This window comes from Pseudomonas sp. GW-45 (assembly GCF_056896675.1).
Genome location: NZ_CM167674.1, coordinates 1,214,701 through 1,235,443, shown reverse-complemented (window position 1 = coordinate 1,235,443; position 20,743 = coordinate 1,214,701). Strand labels below are relative to the sequence as shown.

The following is a 20,743-nucleotide window of genomic DNA, read 5'->3' as shown; positions in this document are numbered from 1 at the left end:
ATAAAAAAACAGGCTCAACTCCATGCAGAAGCTTACCGCACGACAACAGCAGGTACTGGCCTTCATCAAGGAATACATGGATGGCAATGGCTACCCACCTACCCGCGTAGACATCGCTAAAACCCTGGGCTTCAAATCACCCAACGCCGCTGAAGACCATTTACGCGCTTTGGCCCGCAAGGGTGCAATTGAGATGATCCCTGGCGCGTCCCGCGGTATTCGCTTGCCGGAATCCGAGACCGAGGCCAGTGACGACCGCTTGCCCGTGATCGGCCGAGTTGCCGCTGGTGCTCCCCTGCTGGCTCTGGAAAATATCGAAGACCATTGCCACATAGATCCTAGCTTCTTCCATCCTCGCGCCGATTATTTGCTGCGCGTACAGGGCGAAAGCATGAAGGGCATTGGCATCATGGATGGAGACCTGCTGGCCGTTCACCGTACCAGCGAGGCACGCAATGGCCAGGTAGTGGTAGCGCGCATCGGCGATGAAGTCACCGTCAAACGCTTCCAGAAGCAAGGCCGCAAAGTGTCCTTGATTGCAGAGAACCCCGAATTTCAGCCGATTGAAATCAATCTGGCAGAACAGGAACTTACCATTGAAGGTTTGAGCGTCGGTGTAATCCGCCGCTGAGGAGCTGAGAATGCAGTACGCCCGCCTTGATCAACAGACGCTGACCCAAGCTGACCTGTTTCATAACGCCTTGATGGCATCGCGTATGGAACACAGCCAATTTGCTCGCCCACGTGCCAAGCAGCAAACGCCACTGCCTTCGCAGGAGGAACAGGAATACGGCTATAGCGAAATCAGCTTACAAGGCGCTGCACGTCAATGTTTACAATGGCTTGCTCCCGTACTGCGCGACCTGAGCAATAGCGCTGCTCCTCGCTGGCTTACCCTGATTGATCCGCCAGCCAGCCTGAGCAATCAATGGTTACGCAATGCCGACCTAGACGCGGCGCGCATCATGATAGTTCGTTCCAAACCCGGCATGGACCCGACCACACTGTGCTGCGACCTACTTAAGCTCGGCGGTAGCCATACCGTCGTCAGCTGGTTGTGCCCCGATAGCAGCAGCAAGCCACGCCTTGAACGCGCGGCACAAGCCGGGCTCTGCCGCAGTCTCAACATCCGCTTGCAAGCTGCCTGAGCAAAAAGCAGAAAGCAAAAAAGGCCGCAGGTAACACCTGCGGCCTTTTTTCTAATTCGTTGCTAGTCAGTTTTTCTTGGCTTTGCCACATTCATCAACACGGTATAGCGCTGCAAAGCTCTTATCGCTTAGTGAAGAACACGATCCTCGGGAATGTGCTCATCTTCGTCCTCGTCTTCTTCCAACTGACCAGCCGCTTGCATACCTGCACTGATCATGGCCTTGGCCACTTCAATGTAGTTGCCTTGCAAATAGTCTTTGGCATCTACCGAAAACTCGATAACCAGCAACGGCTCGCCCTCTTCGTCTGAGCGGCGCAAAGCCACTTTGCCGTTGGACAGCTCTACGATCTCAAGAAAGGGTGAAGGCATCTCATCTGGTCTCCTCTAGTGCAGGCGCGCAGTGTATCACAACGCACCTGCCGCCGCAGCCCCGCTACCACTCCAACATACCTTCGCGATAGCTGCGGACTCGCTCAGAAAGCGCTGACCAAGCTTCCTGCGCATCATCCAACGTCCACTGACCGGACTTAATTGCACTGCTGGCGATCAAGCTGCTCGCAGATGCCGCAGCTACAGGGGCAGGCGGTGCCTGCAACTGCTGCCAGGCTGCCAATAGCTTGGCCAACCAAGTGTCGCGGTTGTCGGCCAACTCCGTCAGCTCCGCTAACTCAGGTCCGGGAAAGCGAGCTACTACGGCAGGCGTTAAAGCTGCTTCGACCTGGCGCAAATCGACTAGCGGCCAGCGATACAGATCCGCAACCTCGTGTACTACCGCAAGCACGCCCCTATACAGATGAAACATGGCGTGCTCTTGATGGTATTGCACCTGACTCATCGCATCCACAGCATCGGACGCTTGGGCCTGAGCCCAGGAATCAAGTGCTTTACGCGCGAAGAACAAGGCTTGGTTAGTTCGGGTATAAACTTCGTTAGCCATGCAGAACCACCTCAGCGCTTGGCTTTCTTGCGGCCATCATCCACCGACCAGGCTTTGCCATCGTGAAAGGCACGCCAGCCGGTAGGCTTGCCTTCAAGTTCACTTTGCACGTACTGCTCTTTGGTCTTGCGACTATAACGAACCACTGTCGGATTGCCGTCCGGATCAGCTACCGGAGCATCCATAAGGAAGTGGTACTTGGGGTCAATTTCTTTCTTGTGCGGCAACAGCTCCTTGACCAGAGGCGCCCGCGTTTCCCGGTTTTTTGGGAACAAGCTGGCGGCCAGGAACAACCCGGACGCACCATCACGCAAAATATAGACGTCATCGACCTTTTCGCACTTCAGCTCAGGCATCGGCACTGGGTCCATCTTTGGCGGTGCCGCTTCACCACTTTTCAGTAGTTTACGAGTATTTTTGCACTCGCTATTGGTGCAACCGAAATACTTGCCGAAACGACCCGTCTTCAGCTGCATCTCATTACCGCATTTATCGCACTCAATGATGGGTCCGTCGTAGCCCTTGATCTTGAATTGCCCGGCTTCTATTTCAAAGCCACTGCAGTCAGGGTTATTACCGCACACATGCAGCTTGCGCTTTTCATCGACCAGGTAGCTATCCATTGCCGTACTGCAAATTGGGCAACGATGCTTAGCACGTAATATGCGAGACTCACCTTCATCATCGTCCGCCGCCACGTCGTTGCCCGGCACCAGATTAATGGTTTCCTTGCAGCGTTCTTTGGGCGGCAACGCATAGCCCGAGCAGCCAAGGAAAACGCCAGTAGACGCTGTGCGAATCATCATCTGACGACCACAGACCTTACAGGCGATATCGGTGGGTGTGGGCTGATTGGCACGCATACTGCGCTCATCGTCCGCAGACGATGCCGCTTTCAGCTTGGTACTGAAGTCTGCGTAAAAATCATCAAGCACCTGCTTCCAGATAACCTCGCCTTGAGCAACATCATCCAGCGACTCTTCCATGCGAGCAGTGAAGCTATAGTCCATCAGGTTAGGAAAGCTCTCGCTCAAACGCTCGGTGACAATGTCGCCCATTTTCTCGGCGTAGAAACGACGATTATTAAGCGCAACGTAACCACGCTCTTGAATCGTTGAAATGATCGATGCGTAAGTGGATGGACGGCCAATACCGCGCTTCTCCAACTCCTTTACCAAGCTGGCCTCGGCATAACGCGACGGCGGCTTGGTGAAGTGCTGCTTTGGCTCCAGCGCCTGCAACGCCAGCAGATCTTCAACTCTGATATCCGGGAGCACCTCGTCTTCGCCACCCTTACCCTGCGGCACCATCACTTTGGTGTAACCATCAAACTTGAGAATACGCCCCTTGGCGCGCAACTCGAAATCACCAGCGCCGACCTGAATACTAGTAGACAAATACTTGGCAGGCGTCATCTGACAGGCCACGAATTGACGCCAGATCAGCTCATACAAGCGCTCGGCATCACGCTCCATACCCTTCAAATCAGTCTGCTTGAGCTTGACGTCGGAGGGGCGAATCGCTTCGTGCGCTTCCTGCGCGCCTTCCTTACTGCTGTAAGAGTTAGGCTTCTCTGGCAGGTAATCCTTACCAAAGGTTTTTTCAATATAGTCGCGCGCCATGCTGACGGCATCGACCGAAAGATTGGTCGAGTCGGTACGCATGTAGGTGATATAACCCGCTTCATACAGACGCTGGGCCATCATCATGGTCTTCTTCACACTGAAGCTCAGGCGCGTACTGGCAGCCTGTTGCAGCGTGGAGGTAATAAAAGGTGCGTTGGGGCGTGAGCTGGTTGGCTTGTCTTCACGCTTGAGAACGCGGTACTCAGCTTTCTCGAGCACAGCCAGCGCAGCGTCTGTCTGCGCCTTTTCTGTTGGCCTGAAGGCCTCTCCGGCCTGCTTAACCACCTCAAAACGCACCGCTTCAGCTTTAGGCGTATGCAGTTGCGCGTGAATTTCCCAGAATTCTTCCGGAATAAAGGCGCGAATCTCACGCTCGCGGTCAACAATCAGCTTTACCGCGACCGATTGGACTCGACCAGCAGACAGGCCACGGGCAATTTTCTGCCACAACAGCGGCGACACCATGTAACCAACCACGCGATCAAGAAAACGACGGGCTTGCTGCGCGTTAACTCGATTCAGGTCCAGCTTACCCGGCTTAGAAAAGGCTTCTTGAATGGCTTTCTTGGTGATCTCGTTGAACACCACGCGCTTATAGCGGCTTTCGTCACCACCGATACTTTCCCGCAGGTGCCAGGCAATAGCCTCCCCTTCGCGGTCCAAATCCGTCGCGAGATAAACGGTGTCGGCATCTTTGGCCAAGCGGCGCAGTTCATCGACAACCTTTTCTTTGCCCGGCAAGATCTCATACTGGGCAGCCCAGCCGTTGTCCGGGTCCACGCCCATACGCTTGACCAGTTGGGCGCGCGCTTTAGCCAGTTTTTCCTGCTCACTGGCGGGTGCCGCTTTGCGACCTCCCTTGGGTTTGCTGTCGGTCTTGGCACTACCGCTAGTGGGCAGATCGCGAATGTGACCGATGCTCGACTTCACAATGAAATCGTTACCAAGATATTTGTTGATCGTCTTGGCTTTGGCCGGTGATTCCACAATGACCAGTGCTTTTCCCATAGGTAATCGTTTTCCTGACTCAAGCTATTTGAATGGTCCACAGACCCTGTGGCGCTAGCGTAAAAGGGTCTGCTGGCGGCCGGAGGGGCCAGAGCCTACACGTCTTCGTTGATAAAGGTAAAGCGCGGATATGCTTTGCCGTCAACCTCTACTGTTTCTTCAAACATCGCCTGTGGCCGCACCCAGAGATCGAAATTGCCATACAGCGTACGATAAACCACCAAGCTTTCTTCGGTCTCTGAGTGGGTCGCCAGACTAATTACCTCGTAGTCCTTGCCTTTATAGTGCCGATACCGTCCGGGACGCATAAACCGCTCCTTCATCATCGCTGGCGCAGCGCTTTCTGGCGCCAACCACACATAAAAAAGCCGAGGCACAAGGCCCCGGCTCTGGTTACACCCTTACCGTCTTAAACGCGTTCAAAGACGGTGGTGATGCCCTGACCCAGACCAATACACATGGTCGCGATACCAACGGTACCGTTATTCTGCTTCATTACATTCAGCAGGGTGCCGGAGATACGGGCGCCTGAGCAACCGAAGGGGTGACCCAGGGCGATAGCGCCGCCGTGCAGGTTTACCTTCTGTTCCATCTGATCAAGCAACTTCAGGTCCTTCAGGACCGGCAGCGCTTGAGCAGCGAAGGCTTCGTTCAATTCAACGAAATCAACGTCACTCATGCTCATGCCAGCGCGCTTCAGGGCCTTCTTGGTGGCCGGGACTGGACCGTAGCCCATGATCGCCGGATCAACACCCGCCACGGCCATAGAGCGGATAACCGCCAGCGGCTCCAGGCCCAGGGCCTGTGCGCGCTCGGCAGACATCACGATCATGCAGGAAGCGCCGTCAGTAATCTGCGAAGAAGTACCTGCAGTCACAGTACCGCCCTTGGGGTTGAACGCTGGACGCAGTGCGGCCAGGCTTTCCAAGGTGGTTTCCGGGCGAATGGTTTCGTCAGTGGAGAACAGCTTCAGGAAACCGTTTTCGTCATGACCTTCCATCGGGATGATCTCGTCCTTGAAGTTACCTTCAACGGTCGCTTTGTGGGCCAGACGGTGTGAACGTTCACCGAAGGCATCCTGCTGCTCGCGGGTGATGCCATGCATCTTGCCCAGCATTTCAGCAGTCAAACCCATCATGCCGGATGCCTTGGCGGCATACAGCGACATAGCCGGGTTCGGATCAACGCCGTGCATCATGCTGACGTGACCCATGTGCTCAACACCACCGACGACGAATACATCACCGTTACCGGTCATGATCGCCTGCGCAGCAGTGTGCAGCGCGCTCATGGACGAACCACACAGACGACTAACGGTCTGCGCTGCACTAGTGTGCGGGATCGGGGTCATCAGCGATGCCATGCGGGCAATGTTCCAGCCCTGCTCCAGGGTCTGATTTACGCAGCCCCAGATTACATCTTCAACTTCTGCCGGATCGATTTTCGGATTACGCGCCAGCACACCGGTGATCAGGTTGGCTGACAGGGTCTCGGCACGAACGTTGCGGTACATGCCACCCTTGGAACGGCCCATTGGGGTGCGGCCGAAGTCGACAATAACGACGTCTCTCGGATTCAGGCTCATAGATTTACTCTCGCTCTGTACGTTCCGCGGTTAACCGAAGAATTTTTGGCCGGTCTTCGCCATTTCACGCAACTTTTCAGTTGGAGCATACATGGCGCCGAACTCGGCGTATTTATCCGCCATGGCCACAAACTCAGCCACACCAATGGTATCGATATAGCGCAGCGCGCCACCGCGGAAGGGCGGGAAGCCAATACCGTAAATCAGACCCATGTCCGCGTCGGCAGCCGACTCAACGATGCCGTCTTCCAGGCAGCGTACAGTCTCCAAACACAGCGGAACCATCATGATTTCGAGAATCTGTTCGTCGGTGAACTCGCGCTGCTCCAACACAACGGGCTTGAGCAGTTCGTAGGCTTGCGGATCGACAACCTTCTTCGTCTTCCCTTTCTTATCGGTCTCGTAGGCGTAGAAGCCCTTGCCGGTCTTCTGGCCCAAACGGTTAGCTTCATACATCACGTCGACCGCAGTCTTAGTGGTGTCAGCCATACGGTCTGGATAGCCTTCAGCCATAACATCGCGGCCGTGATGACCGGTGTCCATGCCGACCACGTCCATCAGGTACGCAGGGCCCATTGGCCAGCCGAATTTTTCCATGATCTTGTCAACGCGCTGGAAGTCGGCACCCATGTTGATCAGGCGAGCAAAACCGCCGAAGTACGGGAACAGAATACGGTTGACCAGGAAGCCAGGGCAGTCGTTGACTACAACCGGCGTCTTACCCATTTTCTTGGCGTAAGCCACGGTGGTAGCAATCGCCTTGTCACTGGACTTCTCACCACGGATAACCTCAACCAGCGGCATCATGTGCACTGGGTTAAAGAAATGCATGCCGCAGAAGTTTTCCGGACGCTTGAGCGCCTGCGCCAGGTAGGTGATGGAGATAGTCGAAGTATTGGAAGCGATGATCGCGTCATCGCGAACATAACCTTCAACCTCTGCCAGCACAGCGTGCTTGACCTTAGGGTTCTCGACTACAGCTTCAACCACGATGTCGACTTCCTTGAAGTCGCCATAAGACATGGTCGGGCGAATAGCGTTGAGCGCCTTAGCCATTTGCTCAGGCTTCATACGGCCTTTGGCCACACGCTTGCCAAGCAGCTTGGAGGCTTCATCCAGACCCAGTTGAATACCCTCTTCGCGGATATCCTTCATCAGGATAGGCGTGCCCTTAACCGCAGACTGATACGCAATACCACCGCCCATGATACCGGCGCCCAATACGGCACCCAGCTTCACGTCGCCAGCTTGTTTATCATACTGTTTAGCTTTGTGCTTCAGAGCTTGATCGTTCAGGAACAGACCAACCAGGCTGGCAGCCACAGTGGTTTTAGCCAGTTTGGCAAAACCAGCTGCTTCAATTTCCAGCGCCTTCTCACGGCCATGGTTAGCCGCTTTCTGGATAGTCTTGATGGCTTCAACCGGGGCTGGATAATTCGGACCAGCCTGGCCAGCAACGAAACCCTTGGAGGTTTCGAACGCCATCATCTGCTCGATGGTGTTGAGCTTGATTTTTTCCAGTTTGGGCTGACGCTTGGCCTTGAAATCCAGTTCGCCAGACAGCGCACGCTTGATGATATCCAAAGCGCCTGCCATCAGCTGGTCGTCAGCAACAACGGCATCGACCGCACCCATTTTCAGAGCGTTGTCGGCGCGCTGCTCAGCACCGCCGCAGATCCATTCAATCGCGTTATCAACGCCAATCAGGCGTGGCAAGCGCACAGTACCGCCGAAGCCCGGGTAGATACCCAACTTGACTTCTGGCAGACCGATCTTGGCACTCGCAGCCATGACACGGAAATCCGCAGCCAGACACATTTCCAGACCGCCGCCCAGCGCAATGCCATTGATAGCAGCGACTGTAGGAACGTTCAGGTCTTCAAACGCGCTGAAGATCTTGTTGGCCTCGAGACTACCGGCAATCAAATCTTCTTCCGGCAGTTTGAAGCTGTTGACGAACTCGGTGATATCGGCGCCGACGATGAATACGTCCTTGCCGCTGGTGACGATTACGCCCGTCACATCACTGTTATTTTGAATAGCCTCGACTGCCGCTTGTAACTCGGACAGTGTGGCGCTGTTGAACTTGTTGACCGACTCGCCCTGCAGATCAAATCTGAGCTCGACGATGCCGTCTTCAAGACCTTGAACCGTGATGGCTTTACCTTCGTAAATCATCAACTGATCTCCACGCTATGAAAGCACATGAGAAACACCAGTCGCCAAAACCGGCTTTGAGCCAGCGAACAACTGATGTCATGAACGATCCCGATCCTCGGCGAAACGATGAACAAAAAATTCATACGACCGTTTGATTCGGGTGCGCACACCTTCTTCCAAAACCTTGCGCTTGTCAATCAGCCTGCTTTTGAGCAGCGCCAAAACACATCGGCAAAACCTCGGTTAAAGATTGTTTTTTTATTCAATAACAACGATTTGAGTGACATTCATAAGACCGCATCAAGAAGCGGCAAAAATACCTACCAGAACACTTAAAACACATAATGTAGCAGGCCCGAAGCCCACAGCAAGTCAGTCACCAAAACAGCAAAACAGAGCCATATGCTTTGTTTTGCAACGTCTTCATGCTCAACAATAGTTAAGACGACAAAACAGGCTGCACCCAAGACCCCAAGACTGCTAGTATCCGGAAAAAAGGAGAATTGCCGATGCTGTACTCACACGTGTTGGTGGCAGTGGATTTGATCGAAGAATGCCGCGCCGTTGCCGACCACGCCATGAAGCTGGCCAAGGCGCTGGACGCTAAGCTGTCGTTACTGCATGTGGTTGAGCCGCTTGCCATGGCCTACGGCGGAGACGTACCAATGGATCTGTCGATGCTGCAACAACAGCAATTCGAGCAAGCCAAGGAGCGTATGCAGCTGTTCGCCGCCGATTACGGCTTACCAGATGACCGCTTACAGATTTCCTTCGGCCATCCACGCCAAGAAATTCATCGCGTTGCCGAAGAACAGAGCTGTGATCTGATTGTAGTGGGCAGCCATGGTCGTCACGGATTGGCGCTACTGCTCGGCTCAACCGCCAATGACGTGTTACACGGCGCACCCTGCGACGTTATTGCAGTGCGCCTAGGCAAGAAGAGCTGAAGCTTTCTTTCGGCAACAAGCCTCAAGCTAAAAGCGATAAGGTATTCGAGCGCTTCTAACTTGCAGCTTGCCGCTAGCGGACGCGAACTAGCCGCCCGCTAGCTCCTCTAGTTCAGCCCAGCGCTCCATCGCCACATCCAGCTCCTGCTGTTTCTGCTCGACATCTGCGAGCACCTTGGCGGTCGCGTCATGCGACTGCTGATAAAAGGCAGGATCGCTGATCTGCTGCTGAAGCTCTTCCAACTTGCGCTCCAGTTTTTCCATGGTTTCCGGCAATGCATCCAGTTCGCGTTGCAGCTTATAACTCAGCTTGACCTTGGGTTGCGCAGGTGCAGCAACTTCGGCAGGTGCTGGGGTTTCCACCGCCGCTGGCTCAGTCTGTGAATTGGCGTCCTCACCCCACTCTGCCAGAGTCTCAATACGCCCACCCTGGCGCAACCAGTCGGCATAGCCACCCACGTACTCACGCACCTTGCCGTTGCCCTCAAAGACCAAGCTGCTGGTAACCACGTTATCCAGGAAGGCTCGATCGTGACTAACGATCAGTACAGTGCCGTCAAAGCCAGCCAATACTTCCTCCAATAGCTCCAGCGTCTCCACATCCAGGTCGTTGGTCGGCTCATCCAACACCAGCATGTTGGCAGGCTTGCTGAACAGTCGCGCCAGCAACAAGCGCGCACGCTCGCCACCCGACAACGCTTTAACAGGGGTACGCGCGCGCTCAGGCGAGAACAAGAAGTCCCCCAGATAGCTGATTACATGCCGGCGATCGCCATTGATCTCGATGAAATCACGACCTTCGGAAATGTTATCGATAACGGTTTTTTCCGGCTCAAGCTGGTCACGCAGCTGATCAAAATAAGCCACCTCCAGTTTGGTGCCGCTGTGAATCTTGCCGCTGTCAGGCTGCAGCTTGCCCAACAGGAGCTTGAGCAACGTGCTCTTACCGCACCCGTTATTACCGATCAGGCCAATGCGGTCACCACGAATGACATTGAAAGACAGGTCGCGTACCAACGGCGTGCGGCCGGGCCAAGCAAAGTTAATGTGCTCGACTTCGATAACCCGCTTACCCGACGAGTCAGCCGTTTCCAGCTGGAAGCTGGCTTTACCCTGACGCTCGATGCGTTGCGCACGATCATCACGCATCGCCTTGAGCGCTCGTACCCGGCCCTCGTTACGGGTACGTCGAGCTTTGATACCCTGCCGAATCCACACTTCTTCCTGAGCCAGCTTCTTATCAAACAAGGCGTTGGCTGTCGCTTCTGCTGCCAGCTGCTGCTCTTTATGCTCAAGGAAGCTGTGGTAGTTACCCACCCAGTCGATCAATTGACCACGGTCCAACTCCATAATCCGTGTAGCCAGCGCCTGCAAGAATTGACGGTCGTGAGTGATGAAAAGCACAGCGCCGCGGAAGTCCAGCAGCACTTGTTCCAGCCAGGCAATGGTATGAATGTCCAAGTGGTTGGTTGGCTCATCCAGCAGCAGCACGTCCGGCTCGGCCACCAGCGCTTGCGCCAACAATACCCGGCGACGCCAGCCACCCGACAACTCTGACATCTGCTTGTCTGCGGGCAGACCGAGACGCGTCAATGTGGTTTCAACCAACTGATCCAGACGCCAGCCGTCCTTTGCTTCCAGCCGCTCTTGCACTTTCTCCAGTCGCGCCAGCTCAGCGTCGCCCATCTCACCGGTAATCAAGTGATGATACTCGGCCAGCAACTCGCCTACCCCTTCCAGGCCAGCGGCGACCACGTCGTAGACTGTTTTATCGTCAGCCTTGGGTAGCTCCTGCGGTAACTGACCGATCTTCAGGCCAGGCGCTTTCCATATCTCACCTTCATCAGCCGGTTGATCGCCATCGATCAGCCGGAACAGGCTCGATTTGCCTGTACCATTGCGGCCAATCAGGCACACCCGTTCACCTCGGTCGAGCTGAAAGCTGACCTTGTCGAGCAGCGGATTGAGGCCGAAGGCCAGCGAAACATCGGTAAAAGAAAGAAGAGCCATAGCACACCTGTGATTGAATCAGACGCGCATTCTACCTGTAGCGGCGTCGCTCTGTAACAAATGCCCATTAATTCGCAGACGCCCCTTTTTCAGCGCGGGGCAAAAAGCTAAGCTGTGAGCACAGGTTCGTCGTCCGCAACGCCCGTCTGCGCGCACCTGACATTCACTCGGCCATTTGTTGCCTTCCCGGCAGGATCACTATGCACCGCACCGCCCGTTTCCGTTCCGCTGTACTGCACTGCCTTCTGGCTACTAGCCTGTTATTTATCAGTTTTTTTGCTCAGGCCGGCAAACTGGAGACGCAGCGACTGCTGTACGATCAGGCTTTAGCCGCCATAGAAAAAGGCGATACCAGCCGGTACCGACAACTTGAGTCCGGTTTGCGTGACTATCCGCTGTACGGTTACCTGGTGCTGGCTGATCTCAATCATAGCTTTGCGACTGCCTCGGACGAGCAAATCAGCGTCTTTATGCGCACCTACGGCGACCTGCCCTTCGCTAATCGCCTGAAAGCACGTTGGCTTGCGCGCTTGGCTCACCAAGGAAAATGGTCCGCGTTCGAGCAAAATTACACGGCAGCGGACAAAAGCGCCGCGTTAGATTGCCAGGCGGTTATGTACCAGTGGCACAACGGTGATCGCGCCGGGGCAATGCAGCAGGCACAGGAACTGTGGACTGTAGGTCGCTCACAGCCCAATGCGTGCGACCCCTTGTTCGAGCGCTGGCAACAGGCCGGCGGCCTCAGTGAAGACATCGTCTGGCAGCGCATTCGTCTTGCCCTGCTCTATCGTCAAGACGGGCTGGCGCGCTACCTAACCAAGCTGATGCCCAGCCAAACCGCGCTGGCTGAGCGCTTTGTCGATACCGCCACCAAACCCACGTTGCTGCGCCAAACTGCGAACTACCGCGTCAATGCTAATCAGCCGGCAGACAAGCTCACCGACATCGCCACCGTATCGCTACGCCGCCTGGGTCGCGACGACAGCAGCGCTGCCCTGGCAATCTGGCCTCTATACCAAGACTTGCCTTACAGCGAAGAAGATCGTTTGGCGATCACCCGCGACATAGGCGTGCGTCAAGCGCGCAAGGTAGAGCCTGCCGCCCTCGCCTTCATGGCAGCAAACGATCCGCTGATGAAGGACGACGAGGTTAGCGAATGGCGTATTCGCCTGGCGTTGCGCACCCGCAACTGGGAGACCGCACGTTCGCTGACCCAGCAAATGCCCGCTTCAATGAGCAGCCAGAGCCGCTGGCGCTACTGGAAACTGCGTAGCGCCCAGCTGGCTTCAAGCAATGCCGGCGATCTGGTCGACGAGTACAAGGCCCTGGCCCAGGAACGGGATTTTTACGGTTTTCTTGCCGCTGAGCGCAGCAATCAGCCCTACGCACTGAATCATGTCAGTGCGCCGGTTTCCGACCAGCAACTGGAACAAGTCAGACAGCTAAACGCCACCCAGCGCGCCTATGAATTTCTCGGCCGTGGTGAGGTGGTCAATGCGCGACGCGAGTGGTATCACGCCGGCGACACCTTCAGCCGTGAACAGCTGATGGCGCAAGCCAAGCTGGCACGAGAGATGAAGTGGTACTTCCCGGCCATACGCGGCATTAGCATTGCCGAATACTGGGACGATCTGGATATTCGCTTCCCGATGGCCTATCAAGAGCCGATCATGCAGCAGGCCCGTGTGCGGCAGATCAAATCAACCTGGGTTTACGCTATTACCCGGCAGGAAAGCGCCTTTATGGCTGACGCCCGTTCCCACGCCGGTGCCATGGGCCTAATGCAACTGATGCCCGCCACCGCGCGTGAAACTGCCGGTCAGTACGACATTCCTTATGGCGGCAACAACGATGCCTTGATACCGGAGCGCAATATCGCGATCGGCACAGCTTACCTGTCTCGTTTAAGTGGCCAATTCCAGGGCAACCGCGTGCTCGCCTCCGCCGCCTATAACGCTGGTCCGGGCCGAGTGCGTCAATGGACCCGTGGTATGGGCAGCTTGCCAGCAGATGTTTGGGTGGAAGCCATTCCCTTTGACGAAACACGCAAGTACGTACAAAGCGTATTGAGTTACGCCGTAATTTACGGGGAGAAGTTGGGTATCAAGCAAAGTGTGATGGAGCAGCACGAGCGCTATCTGGAGTTTTGAGCGCTTAAGGCTCTAGCAGCTGCAAGCGGGCGCGTACGGTTTCCACCAGCTGATCAGGCTGGAACTTGGAAAGGAAGCCGTCGCAGCCTACCTTCTCGACCATCGCCTTATTGAAGTTGCCTGACAAGGAGGTATGCAGCACCACGAAAAGATCTTTCAAGCGGGGATCTTTGCGGATTTCAGCTGTAAGCCGATAGCCATCCATTTCTGGCATTTCGGCATCCGTGATCACCATCAGCAGACGCTGACTAATGTCTTCACCATTGTCTGCCCAAGCTTGCAGCATGCGCAGCGCCTTTAATCCATCGGTAGCTACATGCATGTTCAAATGCAGCTGCGACAGGGTCTCGCGTAACTGATTAATCCCGGTAGGCGAGTCATCGACCAGAAGCACTTCGCGGCCGTGCGCCTTGGTCAGCAACGGATCCTCCAGCAGCTCTTCACTGACCCGAGTATTGAAGGGTACGATCTCAGCCAACACCTTCTCTACGTCGATGATTTCAACCAAACGCATATTTTCCAGGCGGGTAATGGCCGTCAAATAGTGCGCCCGGCCTGCGCCTCTAGGAGGCGGCTGCACGGTGTCCCAGTTGAGATTCATGATGCGGTCAACGCTGCCGACCAGGAAGGCCTGCACTGAAAGGTTGTATTCGGTCACTATGATAGTGCTATCGCGCTGCGCCGCGATGGGCTGCAGGCCTATGGCGCCAGAGAGATCGATAACCGGGATAGTTTGCCCGCGCAAATGAATCACACCCGCCACATGCGGATGCCGCTGCGGCATTTGGGTCAACGCGGGCAGGGTCAACACTTCACGAATCTTGAAGACATTCAGTGCAAACAGCTGGGGGCCGGCAAGTTGAAACAACAAGATTTCGAGTCGGTTTTCGCCAACTAGACGGGTACGCGAATTAACCGTATCCAAAACCCCTGCCATAACCTGTGCCTCGCAACGTTCAGCGTCAGATAGCAAGATGCCATCTGTGTGATGCAGTATAGCCACAGTTCCCCATCACGAAACAACACCGCTATTTAATAGTAGGCGTTTTCGGTCACGCTGTGGTCGGTAGAGTCGCGTACACCGGTCAGTTCAGGGATGCGCGCTACCAAGGTTTTTTCAATACCTTCCTTGAGCGTCACATCGACCATGCCGCAACCCTGGCAACCACCACCAAACTGCAGAATGGCAATACCGCCTTCGACCACATCAAGCAGCTTTACATCGCCACCGTGACTAGCCAGACCAGGATTGATTTCGGTCTGCAGCAAATAGTTAATACGCTCATTCAATGGACTGTCTTCATTGACCATCGGTACTTTAGCGTTAGGTGCCTTAATGGTCAGCTGTCCGCCCATGCGATCAGTCGCAAAGTCGACCATTGCGTCGTCAAGAAAGGGCTCACTAACCGAATCGACCCACACATTAAAAGGCTCAAGTGGAATCACTCGATCTTCCGGCTTTTCTTCGCCCGGCTTGCAATACGCGATGCAAGTCTCAGCATAGGGAGTTCCCGGCTGGGTAATGAATACCCGGATACCAACACCCTCCGTGTCCTGCTTGGACAGAAGATCGCCAAGGTAGTCTTGCGCGGATTGGGTGAGAATAATGCCTGCCATGAAATGCCTCGTACTCATATGACTTGGACGCCTAGTGTAAGGGAAGCCTGCCCTCGAATAAAGTCCCACCTTTTTACTTGGTTATTATTTGCACCGCCTAAAGCCCCAAAACAGTAGTACAGCAAGCCAATTCAGAGTTTTTGTCACGCGTGCTATGATAGCCGGCTTTTCGGCGTGTAAATTTGGAGTACCCATGTCTGACCGCATCGCTCGCTTGACCGCTCTTAATGAGGCTCTGCAACAACGCATTCTGATCCTCGACGGCGGCATGGGCACCATGATTCAAGCCTATCAGCTTGAGGAAAGCGATTTTCGCGGTGAGCGCTTCGCCGACTGGCCAAGCGACCTCAAGGGTAATAACGACCTGCTGGTACTAACTCGCCCTGACGCCATTGGCGCCATGGAAAAGGCCTATCTTGACGCCGGCGCCGATATAATCGAAACCAACACTTTCAACTCCACCCGGGTTTCCCAAGCCGATTACGGCATGCAGGAATTATCTTACGAGCTGAATCTTGAAGGTGCTCGCCTGGCTCGCCGGGTCTGCGACGAGAAAACCCTGGAAACCCCGAATCGTCCGCGCTTTGTTGCCGGCGTGCTCGGGCCTACCAGCCGTACTTGCTCGTTATCACCGGATGTGAATAACCCAGGCTATCGCAACGTCACTTTTGACGAGCTGGTTGAAAACTATGTCGAGTCCACCCGTGGCCTGATTGAAGGTGGTTCTGACCTTATTCTGATTGAGACCATCTTCGACACTCTCAACGCCAAAGCTGCGATTTTCGCCGTGCAGCAGGTGTTGGAAGAAATGGGCATAGACGTGCCCATCATGATCTCCGGCACCATTACCGATGCCTCTGGTCGCACGCTGTCAGGTCAGACAACGGAAGCGTTCTGGAACTCAGTCAGCCACGCCAAGCCCATCTCCGTTGGCTTGAACTGCGCACTTGGCGCAAAAGACCTACGCCCTTATCTGGAAGAGTTGTCCAACAAGGCTGGCACCTTTATTTCCGCTCACCCGAATGCCGGGCTACCGAATGAGTTCGGCGAGTACGATGAAACGCCGGCCGAAACCGCTAAGGTAATCGAAGAGTTTGCAGAAGCGGGCTTCCTCAACATTGTCGGCGGCTGCTGCGGCACCACGCCGGAGCATATTCGCGCTATCGCCGAAGCAGTTGCCAAGTATCCACCCCGTGCGATACCTGACATCCCCAAGGCTTGCCGGCTGTCTGGCCTTGAGCCTTTTACCATCGACCGCAGCTCGCTGTTCGTCAACGTTGGCGAGCGCACCAACATCACCGGCTCTGCCCGGTTCGCGCGACTAATCCGCGAAGATAACTACACCGAAGCCCTGGAAGTTGCGTTGCAGCAGGTCGAGGCCGGCGCCCAGATCATCGACATCAACATGGACGAGGGCATGCTCGACTCCAAGTTGGCCATGGTCACCTTCCTCAACCTGATTGCCGGCGAGCCCGATATCTCCCGCGTACCCATCATGATCGATTCATCCAAATGGGAGATCATCGAAGCGGGCCTCAAGTGCATTCAGGGCAAAGGCATCGTCAACTCAATTTCCATGAAGGAAGGCGTCGAGTCCTTCAAGATGCAAGCCCGTTTGTGCAAGCGTTATGGCGCAGCTGTGGTAGTAATGGCCTTTGACGAAAAAGGCCAAGCCGATACCGAGCAGCGCAAGAAAGAAATCTGCAAACGGTCTTACGACATTCTGGTTAACGAGGTTGGCTTCCCACCGGAAGACATCATCTTTGACCCCAACATCTTTGCGATCGCTACCGGTATCGAAGAACACAACAACTACGCTGTCGACTTCATCAATGCCTGTGCCTATATACGCGACAACCTGCCCAACGCTTTGACCTCAGGCGGCGTTTCCAATGTGTCCTTCTCGTTTCGTGGCAACAACCCGGTGCGTGAAGCGATTCACTCTGCATTTTTGTTCCATGCGATCAAGAGCGGCTTGACCATGGGCATCGTGAATGCCGGCCAGCTGGAAATCTACGATGAAATCCCGGCAGAACTACGCAACTGCGTTGAAGACGTGGTGCTCAACCGCACCGAAAACGGTACCGAAGCGCTGCTGGAGATTGCTGATAAATACAAAGGCGACGGCAGTGTAAAGGAAGCGGAAACCGAAGAATGGCGCACCTGGGACGTCAACGCGCGGCTCTCCCACTCGCTGGTCAAGGGTATTACCTCCTGGATTGTCGAAGATACCGAAGAAGCACGCCAGCAGGCCAAGCGCCCTATCGAGGTCATCGAAGGCCCATTGATGGATGGCATGAACGTGGTCGGTGACTTGTTTGGCTCCGGCAAGATGTTCTTGCCGCAGGTGGTTAAATCCGCCCGCGTGATGAAGCAGGCAGTTGCTCACCTGATCCCTTTCATTGAAGAGGAAAAAGGCGACAAACCGGAAGCCAAGGGCAAGATTCTGATGGCTACCGTTAAGGGCGATGTGCACGACATCGGCAAAAACATCGTCGGCGTGGTACTTGGCTGCAACGGCTACGACATTGTTGACCTGGGTGTGATGGTCCCTGCAGATAAGATTCTGCAGACGGCAATCGATGAAAAGTGCGACATCATTGGCCTATCTGGCCTGATTACCCCGTCACTGGACGAAATGGTACATGTCGCGCGCGAAATGCAGCGCCGCGACTTTCATTTGCCATTGATGATTGGTGGCGCCACCACATCCAAGGCGCATACCGCGGTCAAGATCGACCCCAAATACCAGAACGATGCGGTGATCTATGTTACCGATGCGTCGCGCGCAGTTGGCGTGGCCACGACCTTGCTATCCAAGGAACTGAAACCGGACTACATCAAGAAGATTCGTGAAGACTATGCCGTCGTCCGCGAGCGCACCGCCAATCGCAGCGCGCGCATGAGTTATTTGAGCTACGCGCAAGCCGTCGAGCAAGGCCCAAAAATAGACTGGCAGGATTACCAGCCGCCCGTACCCAAGGTTGACGGCGTACAAGTTCTCGACAATATCGACCTCAACGTACTCGCTGAGTATATTGATTGGACCCCCTTCTTTATCTCCTGGGATCTGGCCGGCAAGTACCCGCGCATTCTCGAGGACGAAGTGGTTGGTGAAGCGGCACGCTCGCTGTTCGCAGATGCCCAAGCGATACTGAAGCAGTTGATCGACGGCAACTTGATTACCGCCCGTGCAGTGTTTGGCTTCTGGCCGGCCAACCAGGTCAACCACGACGACATTGAGCTTTACGATGACGCCGGACAGCCCATGGCCACCCTGCATCACCTGCGACAGCAAACCATCAAGCCAGATGCTAAGCCAAATTTCTCGCTGGCCGATTTCGTCGCCCCCAAAGGCAGTGGCAAGACCGACTACGTGGGCGGCTTTATCACCACCGCCGGCATTGGCGCGGAAGAAGTTGCTCAGGCTTACCGAGACGCAGGCGACGATTACAACTCGATCATGGTTAAGGCATTGGCCGACCGTTTAGCCGAGGCCTGCGCCGAGTGGCTGCACCAGCAAGTACGTCGCACTCACTGGGGCTACGCGCCAAATGAGGCACTGGAAAACAATGACCTGATTCGCGAAAAATATGCTGGCATCCGCCCTGCTCCCGGCTACCCGGCTTGCCCGGACCACACCGAGAAAGCCACGCTGTTTAAGCTTCTGGATCCGCAGGGTAAATCGGGCGTGACGCTAACCGAACATTTCGCCATGTTCCCGGCGGCAGCTGTCAGCGGCTGGTACTTCGCGCACCCGCAAAGCCAGTATTTCGCAGTGGGCAAAATCACTCGCGACCAGGTCGAGTCGTATGCCGTCCGCAAGGGCGACACCCAGGAGACCGTTGAGCGCTGGCTAGCGCCCAATCTCAGCTACGACAACTGATTTCGGTGGCACTCCTTCCGGACCGCAGCCGACTGAAAAGCATCGGCGTGCTAGGCCTGCCCATCATGGGCGGCATGCTCAGCCAGAGCTTATTAAACCTGGTTGATGCCGCCATGGTCGGTAGCCTAGGCAGTCAAGCACTGGCAGGTATTGGGCTTGGTAGTTATGCCAATTTCATGGCGGTAGCACTGGTTATGGGGCTGGGCGCCGGCGTTCAGGCTATGGTTGCGCGCCGCAAAGGCGAAGGCAGTAACGAACTTATCGCCGCGCCACTGAACGAAGGCTTGCTGATAGCTCTGCTGCTCGCCCTGCCACTGACTTTGCTGTGCTGGCTGCAAGCCGACAATATCATTCGCCTGTTGGCAGACGACCCCGCGGTAGTCAGCATTGGTGCGAACTACTTCCAATGGCGCATCCTTGCGATTGCTGCGGTGGGCTGCAATTTTGCCTTTCGCGGATACTGGAATGGCATACACCGCTCAGGCATGTATCTGCAGATTCTGATCGTTACTCATTTAGTGAATATTTTGATTAGCTACGGCCTGATTTTCGGCCGATTTGGCATGCCCGAGCTAGGGCCTGAAGGCTCTGGTCTAGGTACGGCTATCGCTATGCTGTTCGGCTCGGCGCTGTATTTCGTGATTACCTGGTACGCTGGTCGCGAGCACGGGTTCTTGCGAGCGCGCCCTCGCTGGCATGGCATTAGCGCGATGCTGAGGCTATCGATTCCAAACTCATTGCAGCAGTTTTTCTTCGCCTCTGGTATCACCATACTGTTCTGGATCATCGCTCAGATTGGCACTAATGAACTGGCTATCGCTCATGTACTGGTCAATTTGGCTTTGTTCCTTATCCTGCCCGGCGTCGGTCTCGGCATGGCGGCCACCACTCTGGTGAGCCACAGCCTCGGCGCGCGTAAACCGGACGATGCCTACCGCTGGGGTTGGGATGTGGCGCGCGTCGCCATAGTCACGCTCTTCCTCATGGGCATGCCCTTTTGGCTGGCTCCGCAACTGGTGTTGAGCATATTCACTCAGGATCCCCAGTTGATCGCACTGGGTGAGTGGCCGCTACGCATCACCGGCATCGGCATGAGCCTGGATGCGACCGCACTGGTGTTGACCCAGGCGTTACTGGGCGCTGGCGCCAGCCGCACGGTAATGAGCGTCAACCTGGGCAGCCAGTGGTTGATATTCCTGCCCTGCGCATACGTCGTCGGACCGGTAATGGGGGGAAGCTTGTTGGCCGTGTGGCTGCTGCAATCCCTTTACCGCTGCCTGACATCGGTCATCTTCGCCATCATGTGGCGCCGGCGCGGCTGGGTAGGGATCAAGCTTTAGCAGGCGCTTGGACTGCCTCCAGCTTAAGCGTTAAGCTGATGACAACACGCAGTCCATAAATAAGGCCTCGCAAGATGAGCGAAGAACAAAAACAACAGAAAAACCTACCGCCAATGCGCTTTCGCGACACTCTGATGAGCGTGCTGGCCGCCGCGCTCGGCGTGCAAAGCAGCAAAGCACGCGAACGCGATTTCAGTCATGGCAAGCCCAGCCACTTCGTACTGCTGGGCATCGGTTTCACCGCGCTGTTCGTGCTCGTAGTGCTAGGGGTGGTAAAACTGGTTTTGCATCTATCCGGGGTAAGCTGACCACCGCCCTCGGCTAATGA

General features: G+C 55.4%; 16 protein-coding genes. 7 read left to right on the top strand and 9 right to left on the bottom strand.

Annotated features, from left to right (window positions below; all coding sequences use genetic code 11):
* The first annotated feature begins 22 nt into the window (after positions 1-22).
* Together lexA and sulA are read left to right on the top strand one after the other, a co-directional pair.
* Positions 23-631 carry a transcriptional repressor LexA gene (lexA, locus tag AC1XYH_RS05535; protein ID WP_483325639.1) on the top strand — a complete coding sequence of 203 codons (609 nt, stop codon included), beginning with the start codon at positions 23-25 and terminating at the stop codon, positions 629-631.
* 10 nt (positions 632-641) lie between these two features.
* The gene (gene sulA / locus AC1XYH_RS05530; RefSeq protein ID WP_483325638.1) at positions 642-1,148 is read left to right on the top strand and encodes an SOS-induced cell division inhibitor SulA; all 507 of its coding nucleotides are present in this window, start codon (positions 642-644) and stop codon (positions 1,146-1,148) included.
* A gap of 128 nt (positions 1,149-1,276) precedes the next feature.
* On the opposite strand, the gene AC1XYH_RS05525 is transcribed toward sulA, so the two are convergent.
* The 6 genes from AC1XYH_RS05525 to fadB form a co-directional block, all read right to left on the bottom strand.
* Complete coding sequence (locus AC1XYH_RS05525; protein ID WP_483325637.1) at positions 1,277-1,519, bottom strand: hypothetical protein; 243 nt, start codon at positions 1,517-1,519, stop codon at positions 1,277-1,279.
* Positions 1,520-1,583: 64 nt separating this feature from the next.
* A complete protein-coding gene (locus AC1XYH_RS05520; protein WP_483325636.1) occupies positions 1,584-2,087 on the bottom strand; it encodes a DUF6586 family protein in 504 nt (167 codons plus the stop codon).
* A gap of 11 nt (positions 2,088-2,098) precedes the next feature.
* Entirely contained in the window at positions 2,099-4,720 is a 2,622-nt protein-coding gene (topA, locus tag AC1XYH_RS05515) for a type I DNA topoisomerase (RefSeq protein ID WP_483325635.1), read from the bottom strand.
* Positions 4,721-4,815: 95 nt separating this feature from the next.
* Positions 4,816-5,028 (bottom strand): DUF1653 domain-containing protein, encoded by a 213-nt coding sequence (locus tag AC1XYH_RS05510; RefSeq protein WP_483325634.1) that lies wholly within the window; start codon positions 5,026-5,028, stop codon positions 4,816-4,818.
* 101 nt (positions 5,029-5,129) lie between these two features.
* Positions 5,130-6,305 carry an acetyl-CoA C-acyltransferase FadA gene (gene fadA, locus AC1XYH_RS05505; protein WP_483325633.1) on the bottom strand — a complete coding sequence of 392 codons (1,176 nt, stop codon included), beginning with the start codon at positions 6,303-6,305 and terminating at the stop codon, positions 5,130-5,132.
* A gap of 30 nt (positions 6,306-6,335) precedes the next feature.
* Positions 6,336-8,483: a fatty acid oxidation complex subunit alpha FadB gene (gene fadB / locus AC1XYH_RS05500; RefSeq protein WP_483325632.1), complete on the bottom strand. Its 2,148-nt coding sequence runs from the start codon at positions 8,481-8,483 to the stop codon at positions 6,336-6,338.
* A gap of 491 nt (positions 8,484-8,974) precedes the next feature.
* Here fadB and AC1XYH_RS05495 point away from each other — a divergent pair, with 491 nt between their 5' ends.
* The gene (locus AC1XYH_RS05495; protein WP_483325631.1) at positions 8,975-9,412 is read left to right on the top strand and encodes a universal stress protein; all 438 of its coding nucleotides are present in this window, start codon (positions 8,975-8,977) and stop codon (positions 9,410-9,412) included.
* Between the two features lie 87 nt (positions 9,413-9,499).
* On the opposite strand, the gene uup is transcribed toward AC1XYH_RS05495, so the two are convergent.
* Complete coding sequence (gene uup / locus AC1XYH_RS05490; protein ID WP_483325630.1) at positions 9,500-11,422, bottom strand: ATP-binding cassette ATPase Uup; 1,923 nt, start codon at positions 11,420-11,422, stop codon at positions 9,500-9,502.
* A 200-nt stretch (positions 11,423-11,622) separates the two neighbouring features.
* Between uup and AC1XYH_RS05485 the strand changes: the two genes are divergently transcribed.
* Positions 11,623-13,572 carry a transglycosylase SLT domain-containing protein gene (locus tag AC1XYH_RS05485; RefSeq protein ID WP_483325629.1) on the top strand — a complete coding sequence of 650 codons (1,950 nt, stop codon included), beginning with the start codon at positions 11,623-11,625 and terminating at the stop codon, positions 13,570-13,572.
* A 4-nt stretch (positions 13,573-13,576) separates the two neighbouring features.
* Here the strand turns inward: AC1XYH_RS05485 and AC1XYH_RS05480 are convergent, their stop codons facing one another.
* Together AC1XYH_RS05480 and nfuA are read right to left on the bottom strand one after the other, a co-directional pair.
* Positions 13,577-14,509 carry a chemotaxis protein CheV gene (locus tag AC1XYH_RS05480; protein WP_483325628.1) on the bottom strand — a complete coding sequence of 311 codons (933 nt, stop codon included), beginning with the start codon at positions 14,507-14,509 and terminating at the stop codon, positions 13,577-13,579.
* Positions 14,510-14,604: 95 nt separating this feature from the next.
* Positions 14,605-15,189, bottom strand: a complete 585-nt coding sequence (gene nfuA / locus AC1XYH_RS05475; protein WP_483325627.1) for a Fe-S biogenesis protein NfuA — start codon at positions 15,187-15,189, stop codon at positions 14,605-14,607.
* Between the two features lie 193 nt (positions 15,190-15,382).
* On the opposite strand from nfuA, the gene metH reads away from it, so the two are divergent.
* From metH to AC1XYH_RS05460, 3 genes are all read left to right on the top strand, one after another.
* Positions 15,383-19,075, top strand: coding sequence for a methionine synthase (metH, locus tag AC1XYH_RS05470; RefSeq protein ID WP_483325626.1), 3,693 nt, complete (start codon positions 15,383-15,385; stop codon positions 19,073-19,075).
* A 5-nt stretch (positions 19,076-19,080) separates the two neighbouring features.
* A complete protein-coding gene (locus tag AC1XYH_RS05465) occupies positions 19,081-20,415 on the top strand; it encodes an MATE family efflux transporter (RefSeq protein ID WP_483325625.1) in 1,335 nt (444 codons plus the stop codon).
* A gap of 74 nt (positions 20,416-20,489) precedes the next feature.
* Entirely contained in the window at positions 20,490-20,723 is a 234-nt protein-coding gene (locus AC1XYH_RS05460; protein ID WP_483325624.1) for a DUF2970 domain-containing protein, read from the top strand.
* Positions 20,724-20,743 lie beyond the last annotated feature (20 nt).

Coding starts and splice junctions, on each gene's coding strand:
- AC1XYH_RS05520 (WP_483325636.1), bottom strand. CDS start 2,087: ATGGCTAACGAAGTTTATACCCGAACTAACCAAGCCTTGTTCTTCGCG.
- AC1XYH_RS05495 (WP_483325631.1), top strand. CDS start 8,975: ATGCTGTACTCACACGTGTTGGTGGCAGTGGATTTGATCGAAGAATGC.
- fadB (WP_483325632.1), bottom strand. CDS start 8,483: ATGATTTACGAAGGTAAAGCCATCACGGTTCAAGGTCTTGAAGACGGC.
- fadA (WP_483325633.1), bottom strand. CDS start 6,305: ATGAGCCTGAATCCGAGAGACGTCGTTATTGTCGACTTCGGCCGCACC.
- AC1XYH_RS05460 (WP_483325624.1), top strand. CDS start 20,490: ATGAGCGAAGAACAAAAACAACAGAAAAACCTACCGCCAATGCGCTTT.
- AC1XYH_RS05510 (WP_483325634.1), bottom strand. CDS start 5,028: ATGCGTCCCGGACGGTATCGGCACTATAAAGGCAAGGACTACGAGGTA.
- AC1XYH_RS05525 (WP_483325637.1), bottom strand. CDS start 1,519: ATGCCTTCACCCTTTCTTGAGATCGTAGAGCTGTCCAACGGCAAAGTG.
- AC1XYH_RS05480 (WP_483325628.1), bottom strand. CDS start 14,509: ATGGCAGGGGTTTTGGATACGGTTAATTCGCGTACCCGTCTAGTTGGC.
- AC1XYH_RS05485 (WP_483325629.1), top strand. CDS start 11,623: ATGCACCGCACCGCCCGTTTCCGTTCCGCTGTACTGCACTGCCTTCTG.
- nfuA (WP_483325627.1), bottom strand. CDS start 15,189: ATGGCAGGCATTATTCTCACCCAATCCGCGCAAGACTACCTTGGCGAT.
- topA (WP_483325635.1), bottom strand. CDS start 4,720: ATGGGAAAAGCACTGGTCATTGTGGAATCACCGGCCAAAGCCAAGACG.
- uup (WP_483325630.1), bottom strand. CDS start 11,422: ATGGCTCTTCTTTCTTTTACCGATGTTTCGCTGGCCTTCGGCCTCAAT.
- lexA (WP_483325639.1), top strand. CDS start 23: ATGCAGAAGCTTACCGCACGACAACAGCAGGTACTGGCCTTCATCAAG.
- metH (WP_483325626.1), top strand. CDS start 15,383: ATGTCTGACCGCATCGCTCGCTTGACCGCTCTTAATGAGGCTCTGCAA.
- sulA (WP_483325638.1), top strand. CDS start 642: ATGCAGTACGCCCGCCTTGATCAACAGACGCTGACCCAAGCTGACCTG.